General features: G+C 69.1%; 9 protein-coding genes and 2 pseudogenes. 7 read left to right on the top strand and 4 right to left on the bottom strand.

Annotated elements, in window-relative coordinates:
• Positions 1-103: 103 nt before the first annotated feature.
• Positions 104-1,528 carry a transposase gene (locus ACH4PU_RS11780; RefSeq protein ID WP_398269687.1) on the bottom strand — a complete coding sequence of 475 codons (1,425 nt, stop codon included), beginning with the start codon at positions 1,526-1,528 and terminating at the stop codon, positions 104-106.
• Between the two features lie 296 nt (positions 1,529-1,824).
• On the opposite strand from ACH4PU_RS11780, the pseudogene ACH4PU_RS11775 reads away from it, so the two are divergent.
• Positions 1,825-2,178: pseudogene (locus ACH4PU_RS11775) on the top strand (transposase); the annotation flags it as partial.
• Here the strand turns inward: ACH4PU_RS11775 and ACH4PU_RS11770 are convergent.
• From ACH4PU_RS11770 to ACH4PU_RS11760, 3 genes are all read right to left on the bottom strand, one after another.
• Entirely contained in the window at positions 2,178-3,923 is a 1,746-nt protein-coding gene (locus tag ACH4PU_RS11770) for a SpoIIE family protein phosphatase (protein WP_398269685.1), read from the bottom strand. The pseudogene ACH4PU_RS11775 and the gene ACH4PU_RS11770 overlap by 1 nt on opposite strands.
• A gap of 240 nt (positions 3,924-4,163) precedes the next feature.
• Complete coding sequence (locus ACH4PU_RS11765) at positions 4,164-4,436, bottom strand: hypothetical protein (RefSeq protein WP_398269683.1); 273 nt, start codon at positions 4,434-4,436, stop codon at positions 4,164-4,166.
• 395 nt (positions 4,437-4,831) lie between these two features.
• Entirely contained in the window at positions 4,832-5,074 is a 243-nt protein-coding gene (locus ACH4PU_RS11760) for a hypothetical protein (protein ID WP_398269680.1), read from the bottom strand.
• 260 nt (positions 5,075-5,334) lie between these two features.
• On the opposite strand from ACH4PU_RS11760, the gene ACH4PU_RS11755 reads away from it, so the two are divergent.
• The 6 genes and pseudogenes from ACH4PU_RS11755 to ACH4PU_RS11730 all read left to right on the top strand — a co-directional run bounded on the left by ACH4PU_RS11755 (position 5,335) and on the right by ACH4PU_RS11730 (position 17,194).
• Positions 5,335-7,347, top strand: coding sequence for a hypothetical protein (locus ACH4PU_RS11755; protein ID WP_398269677.1), 2,013 nt, complete (start codon positions 5,335-5,337; stop codon positions 7,345-7,347).
• Between the two features lie 217 nt (positions 7,348-7,564).
• Positions 7,565-7,975 carry a hypothetical protein gene (locus ACH4PU_RS11750; protein WP_398269674.1) on the top strand — a complete coding sequence of 137 codons (411 nt, stop codon included), beginning with the start codon at positions 7,565-7,567 and terminating at the stop codon, positions 7,973-7,975.
• 122 nt (positions 7,976-8,097) lie between these two features.
• On the top strand, positions 8,098-9,189 hold the full coding sequence (locus ACH4PU_RS11745) for a hypothetical protein (protein WP_398269671.1): 1,092 nt from the start codon (positions 8,098-8,100) through the stop codon (positions 9,187-9,189).
• Entirely contained in the window at positions 9,186-9,974 is a 789-nt protein-coding gene (locus ACH4PU_RS11740) for a methyltransferase domain-containing protein (protein ID WP_398269668.1), read from the top strand. The genes ACH4PU_RS11745 and ACH4PU_RS11740 overlap by 4 nt, the downstream gene beginning before the upstream one ends.
• 239 nt (positions 9,975-10,213) lie before the next feature.
• A pseudogene (locus ACH4PU_RS11735) lies at positions 10,214-10,393 on the top strand (DUF4158 domain-containing protein); the annotation flags it as partial.
• Between the two features lie 1,086 nt (positions 10,394-11,479).
• Complete coding sequence (locus ACH4PU_RS11730) at positions 11,480-17,194, top strand: PA14 domain-containing protein (protein WP_398269665.1); 5,715 nt, start codon at positions 11,480-11,482, stop codon at positions 17,192-17,194.
• Positions 17,195-17,197 lie beyond the last annotated feature (3 nt).

Below are 17,197 nucleotides of genomic sequence, written 5' to 3'. Positions count from 1 at the left end.
CGGGAAGGCCCGGATCACCGGAGTCTTGCAATGCCAGCCACGGCGAGAGTGCCCGAAGCCGTTGGAGCTGGCTTCGGGCACTCTCTTCGACGGCGCCGAACACTCAGCTGGGCATCGTCGCGGTGGGCTCAGGGAAACGCGGCCGGGGCACTGTGATCGATAGCCCCAAGTCGAGCCGCTTGTCCATGTCGAGGCGGAACGTGCCGTACGGGTTGATGTTCGACCAGAACAGCGCGGACAGCCCACGCCGGTCCTCGGCACTCAGCTTCTTCGCCCAGGCGGGCTCGGCGAGAACCTGCTGGAGCAGCAGGGTATCGATGTGCACGAGGCTCGACTGAAGGAGGTGCAGGGCGAGCATGGAGGTCTCGGCGTGATCCTTGTCCGGGCCGGTCAGGGCGCCGTCCTTGCCGTAGTGGAGCACTGTGTTCGCGCTGTTCCAGTTCTCCACGACCTGGAGCCCACCGTGGATCTCGCGGCGCAGGCCGGGGCTGGCGAGGTAGTCGCAGGCGAAGATCGTGCGTACCGCGCGGCCGAGTTCTTCGAGCGCGGCGTAGGTGGGGTGCTTGGGGCCACCGCGAGTGAAGCACCGCAGCACCTGCTCGGCCTCTGCCGTACCCAGGCGCAGGGCGGTGGCGTACTTGACCATCTGGTCGTACTGCTGGGCGATCAGGTCCCAGCGAATCGAGCGGGTCAGGGAGCCGTCGAGCGCCGGCCAGCCGGGCGGGTCGTCGTCGGGCCGGTACAGGCGGACGCTGCCGATGTTCTTCAGCCTCGGCAGCAGGCGGAAGTTCAGCAGCTCAGTGAAGGCGAACCCGACCACGGAGGCGCCGTGGGTGTCGACGTAGTTCGACTCGATCTCGGCGTCCGTGCAGTGCCGCAGCAGGCCCTCGATCATCGCCGCGACCTCGGACGACGAACAGGACTTCAGCTGGGAGTAGATGCAGACGTTCTTCCGCTCCACGTGCCAGTAGATCATCACGCCGTTGCCGCCGTAGCGGGCGTGGTATTCGGTCATGAAGTTCGAGGACCAGGACCCGAACTTCTTCGAGTCCGACGCGCATGCCGTGCCCTGCCCCCACCATGCGGTGTCGCGGGCCGCGAAGGTGGCGTTCACCAGTTTCGTCACGGCGGCGCGGAGGTTGTCGACGGTGATGAAGTGCCGGCGCACGTGCCGCAGCGCGGCTTCGGTCTCGCCGTGCTCGCCGGTCGCCACGATGGCGCGGATGCCCATGTTCGTACCGAGAGCGAACAGGGCGAGCAGCAGCCGACGCTGGAGGACGGCGCGGTCGATGCGCTCGTAGGCGGCGACGGAGGCGAACTCGTCCCACACGTCGGCGGAGTTCGAGACGTCGAGCAGCTCGACATTCACCGCCCGTCCCCCGCCGGAGCGCGTGCCGAACGTCAGCCCCACTACCCCGGCGACCCACAGCCATCCCAGTGCCGCGCACACGCGACGGGAGATCCGCCGGGGGCGGCCCACCAGAAACGTCACTGCCGCACAGCCGAGGGCGCCGATGCCGAGGGCCATGGAAAGGACACAGGGACGCTCTCTCCTTCGATTCCCGACGCGGCCGGGGTGGGGCCGCAGCCGCTGGGGGCAGAGACGTAAGGGGTGAAAAGTAAGGTTCTTGGGCGAACGGTGACTTATCTTACCGGGCGAGGACGTGGGGTGGCGGCGCCGTTCCGTACCGGGCGCATCGCGTCGGCGGAGTGCGGTGCGCGCCGGCCGCCGCCTCCGGGCCGGGCCCGGGTCCGTGCGATGAGCGATCCCTCATACCTGTGACCATGAACGAGGCACGACGGCTCTTCAACCGCGTCGTCTTTCCTGTTCGCCAAGCCGTCCAGCACGTCTTGCCTGGTCGCTATCGCCGTGGGCACGGGGCTCTGTACGGCGGCCTCAACCAGGGGCGGATCGACGTCGCCCGGCTGCGTCGGGCCCTGGCCAAGGTGCCGCTGCCGAGGGCGGCGGACGGCCGGCTCGTGCTGGCGGTGGATGTCTCGCCGTGGCTGCGGCCGCACGCCAACACGTGTGCTGACCGGGCCTTTTGTCACACGTTCGGCCGGGGCGAGGGCAAGCACCAGATGATGCCCGGCTGGCCGTACTCGGTGGTGGCCGCGCTGGAGACCGGCCGAACGTCCTGGACTGCGGTGCTGGATGCGGTCCGTCTGGTAGCAGGTCAGCGACTGCCGGTCGGCGTCCGGCCGGTGTGCTGCCAGGGCGGCGTGCGGACGGCGAGGAGCGCGACGTCGTCGATGCCCGGGGGCTGGACACGGCGCAGGAGTTGGTCGGTGAAGGACGGCAGGGGGCGGTGGGCGAGGGCGGCGGCGTGCTGCCGGAGCCGGTTGAGGCCCTCGTCGAGGCTTTGGCCGGGGGCTTCGATGAGGCCGTCGGTGTACAGCAGCAGGGTGGATCCGGGCGGGAGCTGTGTGGTGGCGTCGGGGCGCTCGGTGTGCACTCCGGTGCCGAGCAGGAGGCCGTGGCCGTCGGTGAGGTAGTGGGCCAAGCCGTTGTGGTCGATGAGCAGGGGCGGGGGGTGACCGGCGTTGGTCCAGGTCAGCCGCCACTGTCCGGCGTCGGTCCCGGTCATCCGGGCGAAGATGAGCGTGGCCATGGCGACATCGGTGATCGGCATGATCGCCTCGTCGAGACGGTTGACGATCCGGCTGGGGGGCTCCTGCTGGGACCAGGCGTAGGCGCGGAGCATGTTGCGTAGCTGGGCCATGCCGGCCGCGGCCTCCAGGTCGTGGCCGACGACGTCGCCGATGGCCAGCGCGGTGGCGCCGTCGGGCAGGGTGAACGCGTCGTACCAGTCGCCGCCGACCTGTGAGGCGTCGGGAGCGGGAAGGTAGCGGACGGTCATCTGCAGGCCGGGCACGCTCGGCATCTGTGGCAGCAGATGGTTCTGCATGGTCTCGGCGACCGCGCGCTGACGCTGGTAGAGGCGGGCGTTGTCCAGGGCGACGCCGGCGCGGCGCGCGATGTCGTCGATCAGCGGCAGGTCGGCGACGGTGAAGGCGCCCGGCCGCTTGGCGCGGCCCAGGGTGATCGCTCCCAGCACCTCGCGGGTGCCGCGCAGAGGCGCCATGGCCGCGGAGTGGATGCCGGTGGCGTCGAACAGGCGGCGCTGCTCCACCGCGATGCCCGAATCCGGCGGACCCTGGTAGGTCTCGGGCCCCGCCAGGGTGGAGGCGACGCCGCGCAGGGCGCGCGACAGGGGCATGGGGGAGTCCTCGGGGACCGGCGGCATGGGCCCTTCCAGGTCCTCGTGGTGCACCAGAGTGTCGCCGTCGGCCTGGACCACGGCGGTGCGCCACACCTCGTCGCGCTCGGCGATCAGATCGATGACGGCCCAGTCCGCCAGCCGGGGCACGACCAGGCGCACCAGCCGGCGCAGTGCCTCGTCGATGTCGAAGGTGGAGGTGAGCTGCGTGGTGGTCTCGGCCAGCAGGGCCAGCCGCTCGAAATCGCTCAATGGCTCGGCGGCGTGCTCCGGGCGCGGCCCGGCGCTGTGAGCGGGTTCGGGAGCGTGGAAGACCACGAGTGTGCCGGCCCAGGTACCGTCGATGGCGTAGGGCGCGACCAGCCACGAGACGCGCAGCAGGGAGCCGTCGGCGCGGGCGAGGTAGTCCTCTTCGGCCTGTGCCGGGTACCCGCCGTGGAAAGGCTGCCGCATGGCGCACTGGGTGGTGGGCAGCGGCTGGCCTTGGGGCCCGCGGTGCAGCAGCTCGTGAGCGTCCTGGCCGAACAGGTCTTCGGCGGGCCGGTCCAGCAGACGCTCGGCGAGGGAGTTGACGGCGACGATGCGGCCCTGCTCGTCGACGAGGTAGGCACCGGCACCGATGGCGTCCAGCGCGTCGGTGAGCCGACGGTCGGGAACCGGCGACTGACCAGCACCGGTCTCGCCGGCCTCCGGATCCGTCATGACCTCGCCTCCCGCAGATCGCTTCTCCGTTCGCAGCGCCGCGGTACGCACAGCGCGCGATGTCCTGACGCTACCTTTCCCGTCCGCCCCCGCAGGGACATCCGACCTCGCGGAACAGCCTTTTGGACCGGTGGGTGCGCAGCCGCGCCGAGGACAGGCTGCTCGCTGGGCTGGAGCAGGCGTCTGAGCGGCTGGGCGCCTGGCTCCAGCGACTCTCTGAGCAGACACCCTCCATGGAAACTATTCTCCGCACCCCGGCCGAGGACGCATCAGACCGCATCCGAGGGATGGTGGCAGATGCGTCAGCAGTTCGGCCCCTTGTACGACCACCCGTTGGTTGACTGCCTCCGGCTTGTCGCGCTCGCCCGGGTCGATGATGAAGCCGGCATCGATGAGCCGGTGGCCGAACGACGCGGGAGCGAATTCCGTCTCATCCGGGCCGAGGTCCAGGTAGACCGGGAACTGCGGGGGCTCGTACTCGGCATCGGCGCGTATTTCGACGAGCGGCGCCACGATGAGCTTCCAGCGGCCTTCGTGTACGTACGCGAGGGCGCTGTGCGGACCGACGGGGATCGTGCTGCTGACTCCAGTAGTGAAAGAAGGGGGCGGGCGGCCGGCCGCTCACCAGAGGCTCAGCGGCCGTCCCTCCTCGGCAGCCGCCCGGATGCGCCGCTCGATCTCGGCTTCCGACTCGCCGTTCGCCCGACTGGCCCGGATCGCCGCTCCGATGGCCCGGGACCGGCCCGCCGGCCCGCCGGCCCGCGAAGGTCGGCCAGGTGGCTCCCCGGATCGCGGCGCCGGGCGAGCCACTCGGCCCGGTTCTCCGCCGGGGTGCCCAGCCGAAGGTGCGCCGGCCGCCGGCACGAGTGGTTGTCGCAGGTGTGGCAGACGGTCGGGCTGCCCACTCCTCAGCCCAGGCGCGGGATCACCCCTTGGGCCACCTGGTAGCCGTACAGGTGGCCCGGCACGGTCCCCCGCCGCGTCCGGCCCGGGAGGGAGGCCGCGCGGAAGCTCGCGTGCCCGGTGTCCGAGATGGCCCCGAAGAAGAACCAGCAGCCGCCCGTCGAAGTCCGGTGGACCTTGGCCCAGTACCGGGCCCTGACCGAGTCGTCGGCCGGCCAGAACGCCCACTCCGCCGCCGGAATGCGCACCTGCGAGGGCTCTCCGATCAGGGCGAGCTGTTCGGGGTGGACTCGGCCGGAAGGGGCCCGGACGCGTGCACCGCGGACGGCGGGACAGTCCGGGCCCCAGGGCATCGTCAGGCCGCATCGTCATGGACGGCGGGCGGAGCACTGGCGGCGGGCTCGTCCCCGGCCGCCGGCGCGGGCTGTTGTCCGGACACGCGCGTGTGGGACGCTCGTTGGTGCTCTCCGGCCGGTGTGTGCCGGGCCTTTTCGTGGGAGGGGAACCCATGACGGAGCGTGGGGACGCACCGCCGCAGGAGCGGCTGGAGCGGTTACGTGCCTCGCTGAGAGGGACGTCCACCAGCGAACGGGACGCGCGGTTCGCGACACAGGGGCATACGAACGTGCTGATCGGCGCCTCGTTGCACGCTGCAGACCGGTTGCGGCAGAACAAGACGCTCACCGATCTGGAGCGGTGGCTGCTGGATGTGCTGAAGGCGGTGCTGCCCGAGCAGGAGGTGAAGGACTGGGGCCGGGAGTACCGTGAGGCAGTACAGGAGCTGGGGGACAAGGTGGCCCTGGTGCCCCCGGTCATCTCCGCCCTGCCGGTGGGCACCGGCTTCGGGATCGATGCCCTGGGGCGCGTCCTGCCCGATGCGGGACGGGAGCACCGGGCGTTGCCCAACACCTCGGTTGTGGACCGGGAAACGGTCGCGGCCGGGGGGAGCGTCGACAGCCCGTCTTTCGTGGAGGGCCTGTCCCAGTACCGTTTCGGTGCCACGGTCCTCGAGCGGCCCAGGCCGACAGCCGATACGCCACCGGCACGGTCGTTCCGGGTCAAGCTGGAGATGGAGAGCTTCCGCTGCATCCGGGCGGTGGGCGACCAGTGGGGCGGCAAGGACGAGATCTACTGGTGCTCGTCCGTCGGCAGCGACAAACTGGCCGGACCCGGATTCATCTCGCAGGAGTTCGGCAAGATGACCGCGGGACGGTCCCGCACCTTCGATCCGGCACGCCGTACCATCTTCGACGGCCAGGTCAGCAAGGGCACGCTGCTGTGCATCTCGTGCTGGGAGGCCGACCAGAGCCCCCCGGCGTGGGTCCGGGCCCTAAAGATCTTCCTGACCGAGCTCAGTGGCCGGCTCTTCGACCACTGGGGGTGGATTCTTGTCGGCCTGCTGCCCGGCGGCTATCCGGAGATGCTGATCGGCATCGCGGCAGAAATCGCCAAGATGTTCGCCTGGGTCATCAACAACGTCCGCAACGACGACGACCTGTCGTGCGCACGCACCATCCTCCTCGACCAGTACGACTTGGCACTGATGGCCCGCGGCAAGCTGCGCAACTGGGACTTCAACGGCGACGGCCACCACGTGCTGACGGTGAAGTACAGCGGCGACACGGTGCCCTTCCCCGCCGGAACACTGGAATACGCGGTGCGCACCGGTGACAACTGGGGGATGCCGGTCACGCTGCCGTGGGACAGCATGACCGCCCCCGTCCTGGCCACCTACAAGGGCAAGCTTCATGCCATGTACGTCCGGCCCAAGGATGGGGCGGTCATGTGGACCGTCCGGGACGCGGCCACCTGGAGCGAGCCCAAACGGATCCACTCGTGGTCTGTCCACTACACGCCCGCCTTGTGCGCGTTCGCGGGCAAACTCCACTGTGTCCTCGTCGGCAAGGACGACGTGCTGCGATGGGCCACCACCAGCGACGGTATCTCCTGGACCGAGACGACCAAGCTGCCCTGGACAGCGGAGAGGGCCCCGGCCATGACCAACGGCGGTGGCCTGAACACGGTTCTGTGGGTCAACCACGTCAAGGACCAGCGACTCAACACCGACTGGTACCGCAGCGTCGGATCCCAATGGGACAACAGCTGGGCCGACAACCTCGGCTGGGTCGTCAACCGGCCACCCGCCATGGCCTGGTACCAAGGCGTGCCCTGGCGCGTGGCCACCGGAGCCGACCAGTTCCTCTACACAGCCGTCGGGGAATACAAGCTCGTCGGAACCAAAACACGCCCCAACTGGATCAACCGAGGCCAGATCAGCAAATGGCGCTCCACCCACGGCCCCGCCCTCGCCGTCCATCAGGGCAAGCTATGGATCTTCCTCCGCGACATGGACGGCTACCTGCGCTACTCCACGTACTACAACAGCTGGGCTGAAACCCAGCACGTCAGCCCGCAGAAACTCATGGCGCCCATGGACGAACCCTCGGCAACTTCCCACAACGACAAGCTGTACGTGATGTACCGCCGAAACCCATCCCTTGGCGGAGGGAACCCGACATAACGTCAAGCCCCGCCCTGACTGGGCGGGGCTTCACGGTACCGAAACTCGTACCCGGTGCCATGAGCTTGCACACGCCGCCAGCGAGTGAGCCGTACATGCGGCTCTTCCCAGCCGGCATCCGAGAGACGACTTCCCAGCACTCAAGACCCGTGCCCTCAGCGTCGGTTCCCGAGCAGCCGGTATCTACGACCCCACCGGCCCGGGGAAGCCGCTGTTCGTGTTCTTCGCCGCGATGGCGGAGAAGCGGGACAACATCCGCGAGTCTGCGCTCGAAGGACTCGACACCACCGCCCGCAAGGGCAAGCACGGCGGCCGGCCGGCTGTCATCACCGACGACATGCTCCACACCGTGCTCCGCCGCCGGGCACTCGGCGAGTCTGTCGAGCAGGTCCAGCCCAACCTGATCATCCCCACCGGCAAGCGCAAAGGACCAAGCCCGTCCGTCGCGACACCGTCCGCTGCTGGTCATCCGAGGAGCAGGAACGGCACGGGAGTTACCTCACCGTGGATCAGGTCGTTGGCCCGGCGTGAGCGAGATCTCTTCATACGTGCGGGCCGCGCTGTTCACGTCACTGTGGTGTCCGCCATGGGCGAGGAACAGGTCGCACTGGCTTCAGGGACGGGTTGATGTGGGCGGCCCTCTCGGGGCCGGAGCTGGTTCGGCTTGGTGAGACCGTGCGACGGATCACTACTGAACGCGCCTCCGCAGAGGAAGGTCAGGATTCCACTGAAAGGACAGGACACGCCTCCATGGTCGTCGCCGTCGTCGCAGACCCGATCGCCCCTGGCTCGTGGTCGAGATTCGGATGCGAGGTCAACGCGCTGTCACCGGCCGAGCTCTTCGACCGGTACATGCGATCCCGCTTCCTCTACCCGGACAAACGGGCCAGGCTCGCCCCGTACTGGCCGCTCATCCTCGACAACTGGCAGCGCGCCGGCTTGGCCGGCGAGCTGATCCACTGGGTGGCCAGCCACGACGATCCCGATGGTGGCTGGGCCTCGGTCACCTGCTGGCGTTCCACGCATGGCGGCTGGCATGTCCAGCACCTGGTCAGCTCGGACACCATCCTCGGCGGGCGAGCGGTGATGCTGGCCGCGCAGGCGGCCCGCAATACCGAGCCGCAGGACGCCGCCGCGCAGAACTGGTTCAGCCCTTCCAACCGCTACGCAGCACTGGCCTTCGGCACCATCTCGCGCAGCCTCGGCCCGGAACGCTCCCTCGTGGCCCCTGGCGCTTACACGATGGTCCCGCTGGAGCTCGCCTGTGCCCTCCGCCCGGACGGTCCGCAGTGGTCCGTAGCCGAGTTGGACGGCGGCGCCTGCCCCGAGCTGGCGGAGCTGGCCCGGCACTGCCGGGGTGAGGTGTACGTACGGGCCGAGGGCCTGGACCGCGACGACCTTTGCCTCACGGACGTGGACCGGCTCTACCGTCTCGTCGGGCTGCGCCGCTACCGCCGCATCTGGGTGCTGTGCGACGCCTCTGGTACGGCGCGGGCGGCCGCACTCGCCTACCGTGGCCCGCTGGGATTCAACTTCTCCTTCTTGGAAAATCGGTGCGATCTGCTGATCGCGCCGGACCTCGACGCGGACGAGGCCAGGCGGGCGACGGACGCGCTGCTTGCGGCGGCCTGTCCCGCCTACGGGGACTTCGAGCCCGCCGCCATCCCCCTCACCACCGCCACCCCGGTCGACCACCTGATCCAGGCCGGGGCCGAACCGATGCGCCCCTACACCCGCGCGCTGTGGCTCGCGGAGGCGTGTCCGGATTTCTATCGGCACATCGATGAGCTCTACACCCGGCGGCTGCGCGGCCGGGGCATCCACCCGAGGAGTAGCGCGTGACCGTCCCTTACCTGATGGAGGACCAACGCGAGGCCAGCCGATTGGTCGACAAGGTCGATCCCGACGCCTGGGTGCACACCTACCTTGGTCCCGTGCTGCCGAATGACCCCGGTGTCCGCGTGCTCGACGTGGGCGCGGGACCCGGCCACATCGCCGCTGCCGTGCTGCGGGCTCGCCAGACAGCACAGGTCGTTGCGTTCGACGGCAATCCCGGAAGGCTCGCGGCGGGCGGCCCGGACGGTGCGGGCCTGCTGCGGCGCTCCGGGGACGCCCGCGCGCTGCCTTTCGACGACGGCTCCTTCGACGTCGTCTACTCGCGGCTGATGCTCCAGTACGTCGCCGAGCGGGACGTGGCCGTTGCCGAGATCGCCCGGGTCACCCGGCCCGGCGGCACGGTCGTGCTCTTCGACCTCGACGGCCAGCTCATCTGGCACGACCCTCTCGGCCCCGAAATGCGCACGCTGCTCGACAGGGTGACGGCCGCACTGGGGGCGGCCGGATTCGACCCGCACACCGGGCGTCGTCTCTACGGGCTCGCTCGCCGGGCAGGGCTGACGGACCTGGACGTCCGGGTCGATCCGTACCACCTGATCGCCGGGCGGATCGACCCGGTCCAACGAGCTCAGTGGGAACTCAAACTCGACATCGCGCGTCCCCTCATCTCGCGCGCCCTGGGCTCACCCGAGGCGGGTAATGAGGCGGTCACCGCGTTCATGGCGTACCTGGACAGCGAGGAGACGCTGACATACTCGGTGGCCTTCACGGTTACCGGCCGCCGTGTCTAGCGCTGTCACCGCCGAGGCCCGCGCCCGCCAGGACTTCACCAAAGCCGGCCGGTACCTCGTCCCCGTGATCCAGACGTGCTTCACGCTGTTCCCGGGCTTGGGGAACATCGGTACAGCGGTTGGCACTGAGATCGATCGTGGTCGGCGTGTGGTGATCCTTTAGCACAGGTGATCCGTTTCACGGGAGGCTTCGGCCAAAGATCCACGCTCTGTCGTGGCCGGGTGGTTGGCTCCACCGTATGCCGGTGGAGTTTCTGACGGATGACCAGGCCGAGGCGTACGGCAAGTTCGCCGAGGAGCCGACGCGTCCGGAGCTGGAGCGGTTCTTCTCCTTGGACGACGTGGACCGCGATCTGATTGCGCTGCGGCCCGCGCGATACCACCAGCTCGGCTTCGCCTTGCAGATGCGCACGGTGCGCCCCCTGCCCGCCGACGCCAGGGTGAGGCACGGGCCCCGCTCCACCGGCGTGGCGGCGCGGCCGAGCGGCTGCTGGTGCCGGACCCGCTGGGCATGGCGGTGCTGCCGGCGGTCGAACCGCCAGCACCGCGCACCGGCCGCCGTCCGCTGGCCGGTGGCATCGACCGGAGCGGCGATGGCCCGGCCGCCGGTCAGTAGCCGGCGGCCACTTTCAACGGTGCCGGAGGCAGAGCCGTCATAGTCATTGGATCACTGGCGACCTGAGCTGCGGCGTTCAACCCTGCCAACCCGTCTCCACTTGAAGGCGGAGCCGGTGCGGAGAGGTTGTGACGCGCGGACAACTCTCCGACAGCAGTAGAAAGGGCGACCGAGCCGTTTCTGTTGATAGGCGGGTACTGCCCATATCCCGAGCGGCTGTGAGGATCAGTTCAAAGGGGTGATCTGGCGGCTCAGGACAGGCTCGCAGTGCCGGGAGGCCAGGCGAGGTTGGGCCCTCCTGCCAAGTGGAGTCCGCCGTAAGGTGCTTGGCGCAGGGCCCTGGGCAGAAGTGAGCCATCGCCGCGTGAACAGGGGCGGCCGGCGACTGTCGTTGATCACCTTCTGGCCGGGCGTGTTGAGCCTGTAGGTGTGGCAGTGGGCGCTGCCCTCGGTGTCCAGGCTGGCGGCCTTCATGTCGAGCCTGCGTGACATCCGAAACCGGAATGCGTAGCACTCGATCCACTACGCCTTGTCCTGGAACACGCCCTCCGGCAGCCCCGCTGGGAGATTCCCGAGCACCCATTCTTGCGCATGCCCCTGACAATGCGGTGAAGTTGACGGTGACCGGACCGCCTGGGGACGGAGTGTTCCGCAGGGGCCTGGCGGCTTGGTGTTCCGGCCGAGGTGTACCGCACCCGTCCCCCAAGCCCCGCCGGTCGCGCAAGAGCTTGTCGCTGCCCTGACCGACCGGTCGGGCGCGGAAACCGGAGGGCGCGCGGTCTGCCAGGTCGCGGGTTCCGACGGACGTCGACGCGGCGTTGGGGGAGGCCTTGTGTCCGGGGACAGTGGCAGAGCTCGGTTATCCATGCGGACACGGTCGCGGGCGCTCATGTGCGCGCTGGCGATGGTGTTGGTGGTTCCGCTGGCGCAGGGGAAGACCGTGCCGTCGGCATCCGCGTCGGGGGCTTCGAGGGAGGTGCCTCGGGATCTGCCGCTCCTGTCGGTACCGTCAACGAGCAAGCACACACCCGAGGCTGAGCCGAAGCAGCCGAAGGCCGACTTCTCGCCGTTGGCAGCCGGTAAGCACAACCGGTTCGATGCGCGAAGATCGGCGCACGACGCCGGTCCTGCGCCGCAGACGAGCCTGGTCGCCCCGGTCGATGACGCGGTGGTGGGCACGGAAACACCAGTGTTGCAGGTGGCTGCGGCCGGCGATGGCGTGCTGTACTGCTTCAAGATCTCCACTGGGTTCGATGGCCGCTCGGGCAGCGTGGTGGACTCCGGCTGCCTTGACCAGCCGCAGTGGACAGTGCCCAAGCACGTGTTGCACGACGGTGGCCGCTACACCTGGACAGCGGCCACCGCGTTGGCCGGTGCGACGTCGGCGACGCCGCCGCAGTGGGTGGGGCACTTCACGGTCAACCAGCGGGTGGGCGATCCGGGACCGGCACCGACCGACCATCTGGGGCCGGTGACGGTGAACCTGTTCAACGGCAACGCACATGTTGAGGCCGCCGGGCCGGCGTTCCAGACCGTCGGCGGGCCGGCAGGGGTGAACCTCGCCTACAACTCCCGAGAAGGCGCCCCGCATGGTGTGCGTGCCTCGTATTTCAACGACTCGCGGCACGCGGGCAGCCCGGACGCGCTTCCTGTGATGGTGCGCGGCGAGTCGCAGGTCAACCTGGACTGGGGTGTCACGTGGAGCGGCAACCCGGACAACCTGCCGTGGCGGGACAATCCGATGCCGCCGGCGCTGGACAAGAACTGGTTCGTCGTGCGCTGGGAGGGCCAGTTCAAGGCTCCGGTCACCGGGGACTTCCGGTTCGCAGGCGGGCACACCGACGGCGCGCGGATCTGGCTGGGCGACAAGCTGGTCTACGACAACCCCAACCCCGGCGATCCCGGTGACGACTTCCTGCTGCCCGGCCCGCACCAGGACCACGACGTCGCCTTGAAAGCCGGCCAGCTGGTGCCGATCCGCATCGAGCTGTACCACCACTCCGACCAGCGTCCCCGCATGGTGTTGTGGGCCAAGAGCACCATCGGCGCCGATGGCCAGCGCAGTCACAACCTCGAACCGCGTATCGTGCCCACGGAATGGCTGTTCTCCGCCGACTCACAGTCGTTGCCGGCGGGTTGGACGCTGTCGGCGCAGTCCAGCGGCTACAGCCACGCCGAGATGCTGGATGGCTCGGTGGTGCTCACCGATGCCGCCGGCGGCAAGCACACCTGGGCCAAGGCCTCCGCAGGCGGCTACACGCCGCCGGTGGGTGAGGACGGTGTGCTCGCCTTCGACAGCACGGGCCGGATCACGGTCACCGAGGGCGACACTGTGTCGGTGTTCAACACCGATGGCACGCTGGCCGCGGTGGAGTCCGTGCTGGACGGCAAGAAACCCGCCGCCCTGCAGTACCTCTACAGCGGGTCGCCGCCGCGGCTCACCCGAATCAAGGACCCGGTCTCCGGCCGGTCGCACCAGCTGTTCTACAACACCGATGGCAGCGACAGCTGTTACGGCGGGGTGTCCCGCCCGCCGGGCTCGGACCCGGCTCCACAGCAGATGCTGTGCCGCATCCGGTACTGGGACGGCACCGAGACCCGGCTGTGGTACCTGATGGGCACCCTGGCCCGCATCGAGAACCCCGGCGCGGCCATGGAGGACTTCGACCACATCGGCCGTGCCTCGGCCAAGCAGCGCTACGACCAGGCCGGCGACAACGAGGAGGAGAAGCAGAAGGCCCTGGACAGCATCGGGCCGCTGGCCACGCTCCGCGGCAGCCTGGCCTACGACTGGGCGGCCCGCCAGGCCCCGTCCGCGGAGAACGGGTGCACCAACACCGGCGACACCGCCGCGGCCTGCACGGTGATCGGCTACGACTCCGTGATCGAAGAACCTCGGGAACCACCGGCCCTGCGCGCCGTCCAGGTGCTGGCCCCGGCCCCGGACGGCCGCAGCGGGCAGCGGGCCGAGCACTTCTACCAGTACTACCTCGAGCGCAAACAGGCCACCGTGGCCGTGGCGGGGGTGTACGACGCGACCCGCTCGCGCATCGCGACCTATGACGACGCAGGCCGCGCGTTGGTCACCACCGACTTCACCGGGGCGAGCATCGCCGCGGAGTGGAACGCGAAGGACAAGGCCACCGCCGCGGTCGACAGCGCCGGCCGGCGCTTCACCACGGTCTACGACCACGCCGACCGCCCGGTCGACAGGTACGGGCCGGCGCCGTCATCCTGTTTCAACGGCCAGACCCCGACACCGGCGTGCGCGGCGAAGATGCCGCACCACCACACCGACTACGACGAGGGGCTGGTGGGGTTATCGGCCGCGTTCTACGACAACCCAGAGCTGTCCGGTGTTCCGAAGGCGTTCGCCACCGGAGTCGGCGCCAGTGACGGGGCACTGTCACGGTCGTGGGGAACGAGTCCGCCGGTGGCGAACACCAACGGCTGGTCAGGCCGGTTCACCGGCGAGGTCCGTTTCCCCGACACCGGGAAATACGGTCTCGGGTTCACCGCGGTCGACGGGGTGCGCCTCTGGGTTGACGACGTGCTGACCGTCGACAGCTGGGGGGACAAACCCGCCACCGCGGTCACCGGCAAGTACTACGACAACACCACTGCGGGCAGTCGGCATCGTATCCGCGTCGACTACTACAACCGCTCCGGCACCACCGGAGCACTGGACTTCACCTGGACCCCGCCCGGCGCCAACGCACCGGTGCCGGTGCCGGGAACGAATCTCGCACCCCGGTACGGGTGGGCGACCGGCTCCACCACCGAAGACACCTCGGGCGGGGACAAGGAACGGGCGCCGTCCAAGCGCACCGCGAGCAACTACTCCGACCCGGCGGCGGGAATCGACCCGGTGTACGGGCTCGCCGTGTCCACGACGGCGGACCCCCGCGGGCTGGGCCTGACCTCCCGTACCAACTACGAGCGACCGGGCGAGGGCTATCTGCGCAAGCTGGCCACTACCAGGCCCGCCGGCGACATAACCGACCAGGACAAGCGCTCCACGACCGCCTACTACGGCGGCACCGAGACCCGGGCCAATCCCTGCGACGCGAGCGCGTCCGCCGCCGGTCAGGGCGGTATGGCCAGGACCACCACCGAAGCCAGACCGGGCAACGGCCCAGCGCTCACCAGCGAGACGGTGTACGACGAAGCCGGCCGTGTGGTGGCCCAGCGCATCAACGACGAAGCGTGGACCTGCACCAGCTACGACGCGCGCGGGCGGGTGATCAAGAAGAGCTTTCCGCCCTACGGCGACAAACCGCAGCGCACTGTCGTCACCGACTACGCCGTCGGCGGTGATCCGCTGACCTCGAAGGTGTCCGACGAGAACGGCTCGATCACCAGCGTGATCGACCTGTTGGGCCAGGAGGTCAGCTACACCGACGCCAACGCCGTGACCTCCACGGCCACTTACGACCGGGTCGGACGGCTGACCAACGACACCACCACCGTCAAGGGCGTGTCCAGCACCGTGGCGTACGCCTGGAACGACGCCAACCAGCTGACCGGCGTCAAGGTGGATGGCGCTACCGTAGCCACCCCGGCCTACGACACCGCCGCCGAACTGGCCGGTGTCGTCTACGGCAACGGATCCCGCCTGGAGTCGTTGGCGCGCAACGACGCGGGCAAACTGACGACGTTGACGTGGAAGACGGCATCGTCCACCGTCGCCGACACGGTGACCCGTTCCCGCGACAACCGTGTCACCGACGACGTGGTGACCGAAGACGGGAAGCGCGTCGCGAACTACTCCTACACCTACGACGCCGTGGGCCGGCTGACCGCAGCGGCCATCCCGCACCACCAGCTCACCTACCGGTTCGATCCGGCCGACGGCTGCGGGCCGGCCAGGGCGGCCGGACTGAACACCAACCGCACATCGTCCACCGACAGCCTCGATGGCGCCCGGGCGGTCACCACCGCCTACTGCTACGACGGCGCCGACCGGCTGACCTCCACCAGCGGCGGCCTCACGCTGGCGGTCACCTACGACACCCACGGCGACACGGTCAAACTCGGGGGCGACACCCTGGGGTATGACTCCACCAAGCGTCACATCGCCACCACCACCGCCGACGGGACGACGATCTCCTACGCGCGCGACCCAGCCGACAGGCTGACGGCCCGCACGGTGACCGGCAACCGGGACGGGTCGAAGAACGGGACCACGCGCTACTCCTACAGCTCCAAGCACGACGACGCGGACCTCATCCTGGACAAGGACGGCGGCCTGCTGCAGCGCATCGTGGCGCTGCCGGGCGGGGTGCTGCTGACCAAGAACTACGACAAGGCCGCCACCACCAACTGGTCCTACCCCAACCTCCACGGCGACGTGCTGTTCACCGCCGACGGCGCCGCCACGCGCACCGGCGACATCCGCCTCTACGACCCCTACGGCCAGACCATCGACGCAAACACTGGCGCGTTCACCGACATCGCCAGTCCTTCCACCGCCGCCGGTGGTATGGACTTCGGGTGGCTGGGCCAACACGAGCGCCCTGTAGAGCACTTGGCCGGACAGCAGACCATTGAGATGGGCGCCCGTGTCTACCTGCCGGTACTCGGCCGCTTCCTGCAGGTCGACCCGGTGCCGGGCGGATCGGCCAACGACTACGACTATGTCGGCGCGGACCCGGTCAACGGCCTGGATCTGGCCGGGACGTTCTCCATGAAGTCGGTGGTTCACGGCGTAACCATCGCGGCCGAAGTGGTGTCCTTCGCGCCGGGCCCGATCGGAACAGTCGCCTCGGGGGTGGCCGTGGCCGGTCAGCTCGCGCAGGGCAACAAAAAGGCAGCCGCCGCGGACGCGCTCGGCCTCCTTCCCGGCGGCAAGCTCGTCGGCACCGTGGCCAAGGACGTCGCCAAAGAGTCCTCGACACTCGGAAAGGCCGTCGAGGCCGTTGAGAAGACGTGCAATCCCAATTCCTTCGCCCCCGACACCCCGGTCGTGATGGCCGACGGCACCGCCAAACCGATCGGTGACATCCACGAAGGCGACCAGGTCCAAGCCACCGACCCCACCACCGGTCACACTGCGGCCGAACCCGTCATGGACGTCATCACCGGCCATGGCACCAAGCACCTCATCGACATCGGAGTCGAGGGGCCGCGACCGGGAAAGATCGTCGCTACCGCGAGCCACCCGATCTGGGTCCAGGGCCATGGCTGGGTCGACGCCGAGAACATCAGAACCGGTGACCTCGTCCGCAGTGGGCCCGGCTCCGCCGTCATGCGGGTCACCTCTGTCCATGACCGTGGCCAGGTCGCCGGCCAGACCGTCTACAACCTCGGTGTCAGCCGCATCCACACCTTTTACGTGCACGCCGGCGGCACTTCCCTCCTCGTCCACAACTGCGCGGCCAAGAAGGAATCCACGCGGAATGTCCTGAATGTCATCGGGCTGGGGGACGAGAAAGTCGTCGGAAAAACGGCAGAACGGATAGAGACGCGCGTGAATGGCGCTGAGAAGCTGGTCAAATTCGAGAGCGACCATAATCCGGTGGGCGCGGCGTGTATTGCTGTCGCCATGTGTGCAGCAGCAGGAAAGAACCTGTGGAACAAATTCTCGGGGAGGGCCAGCAGATGAACT

The sequence above is a fragment of the Streptomyces sp. NPDC021100 genome, assembly GCF_044333095.1.
In the GTDB taxonomy this organism is placed as follows: domain Bacteria; phylum Actinomycetota; class Actinomycetes; order Streptomycetales; family Streptomycetaceae; genus Streptomyces.
Note: the sequence above shows the minus strand (reverse complement) of the source record. Positions and strands in the feature narration are given on the sequence as shown.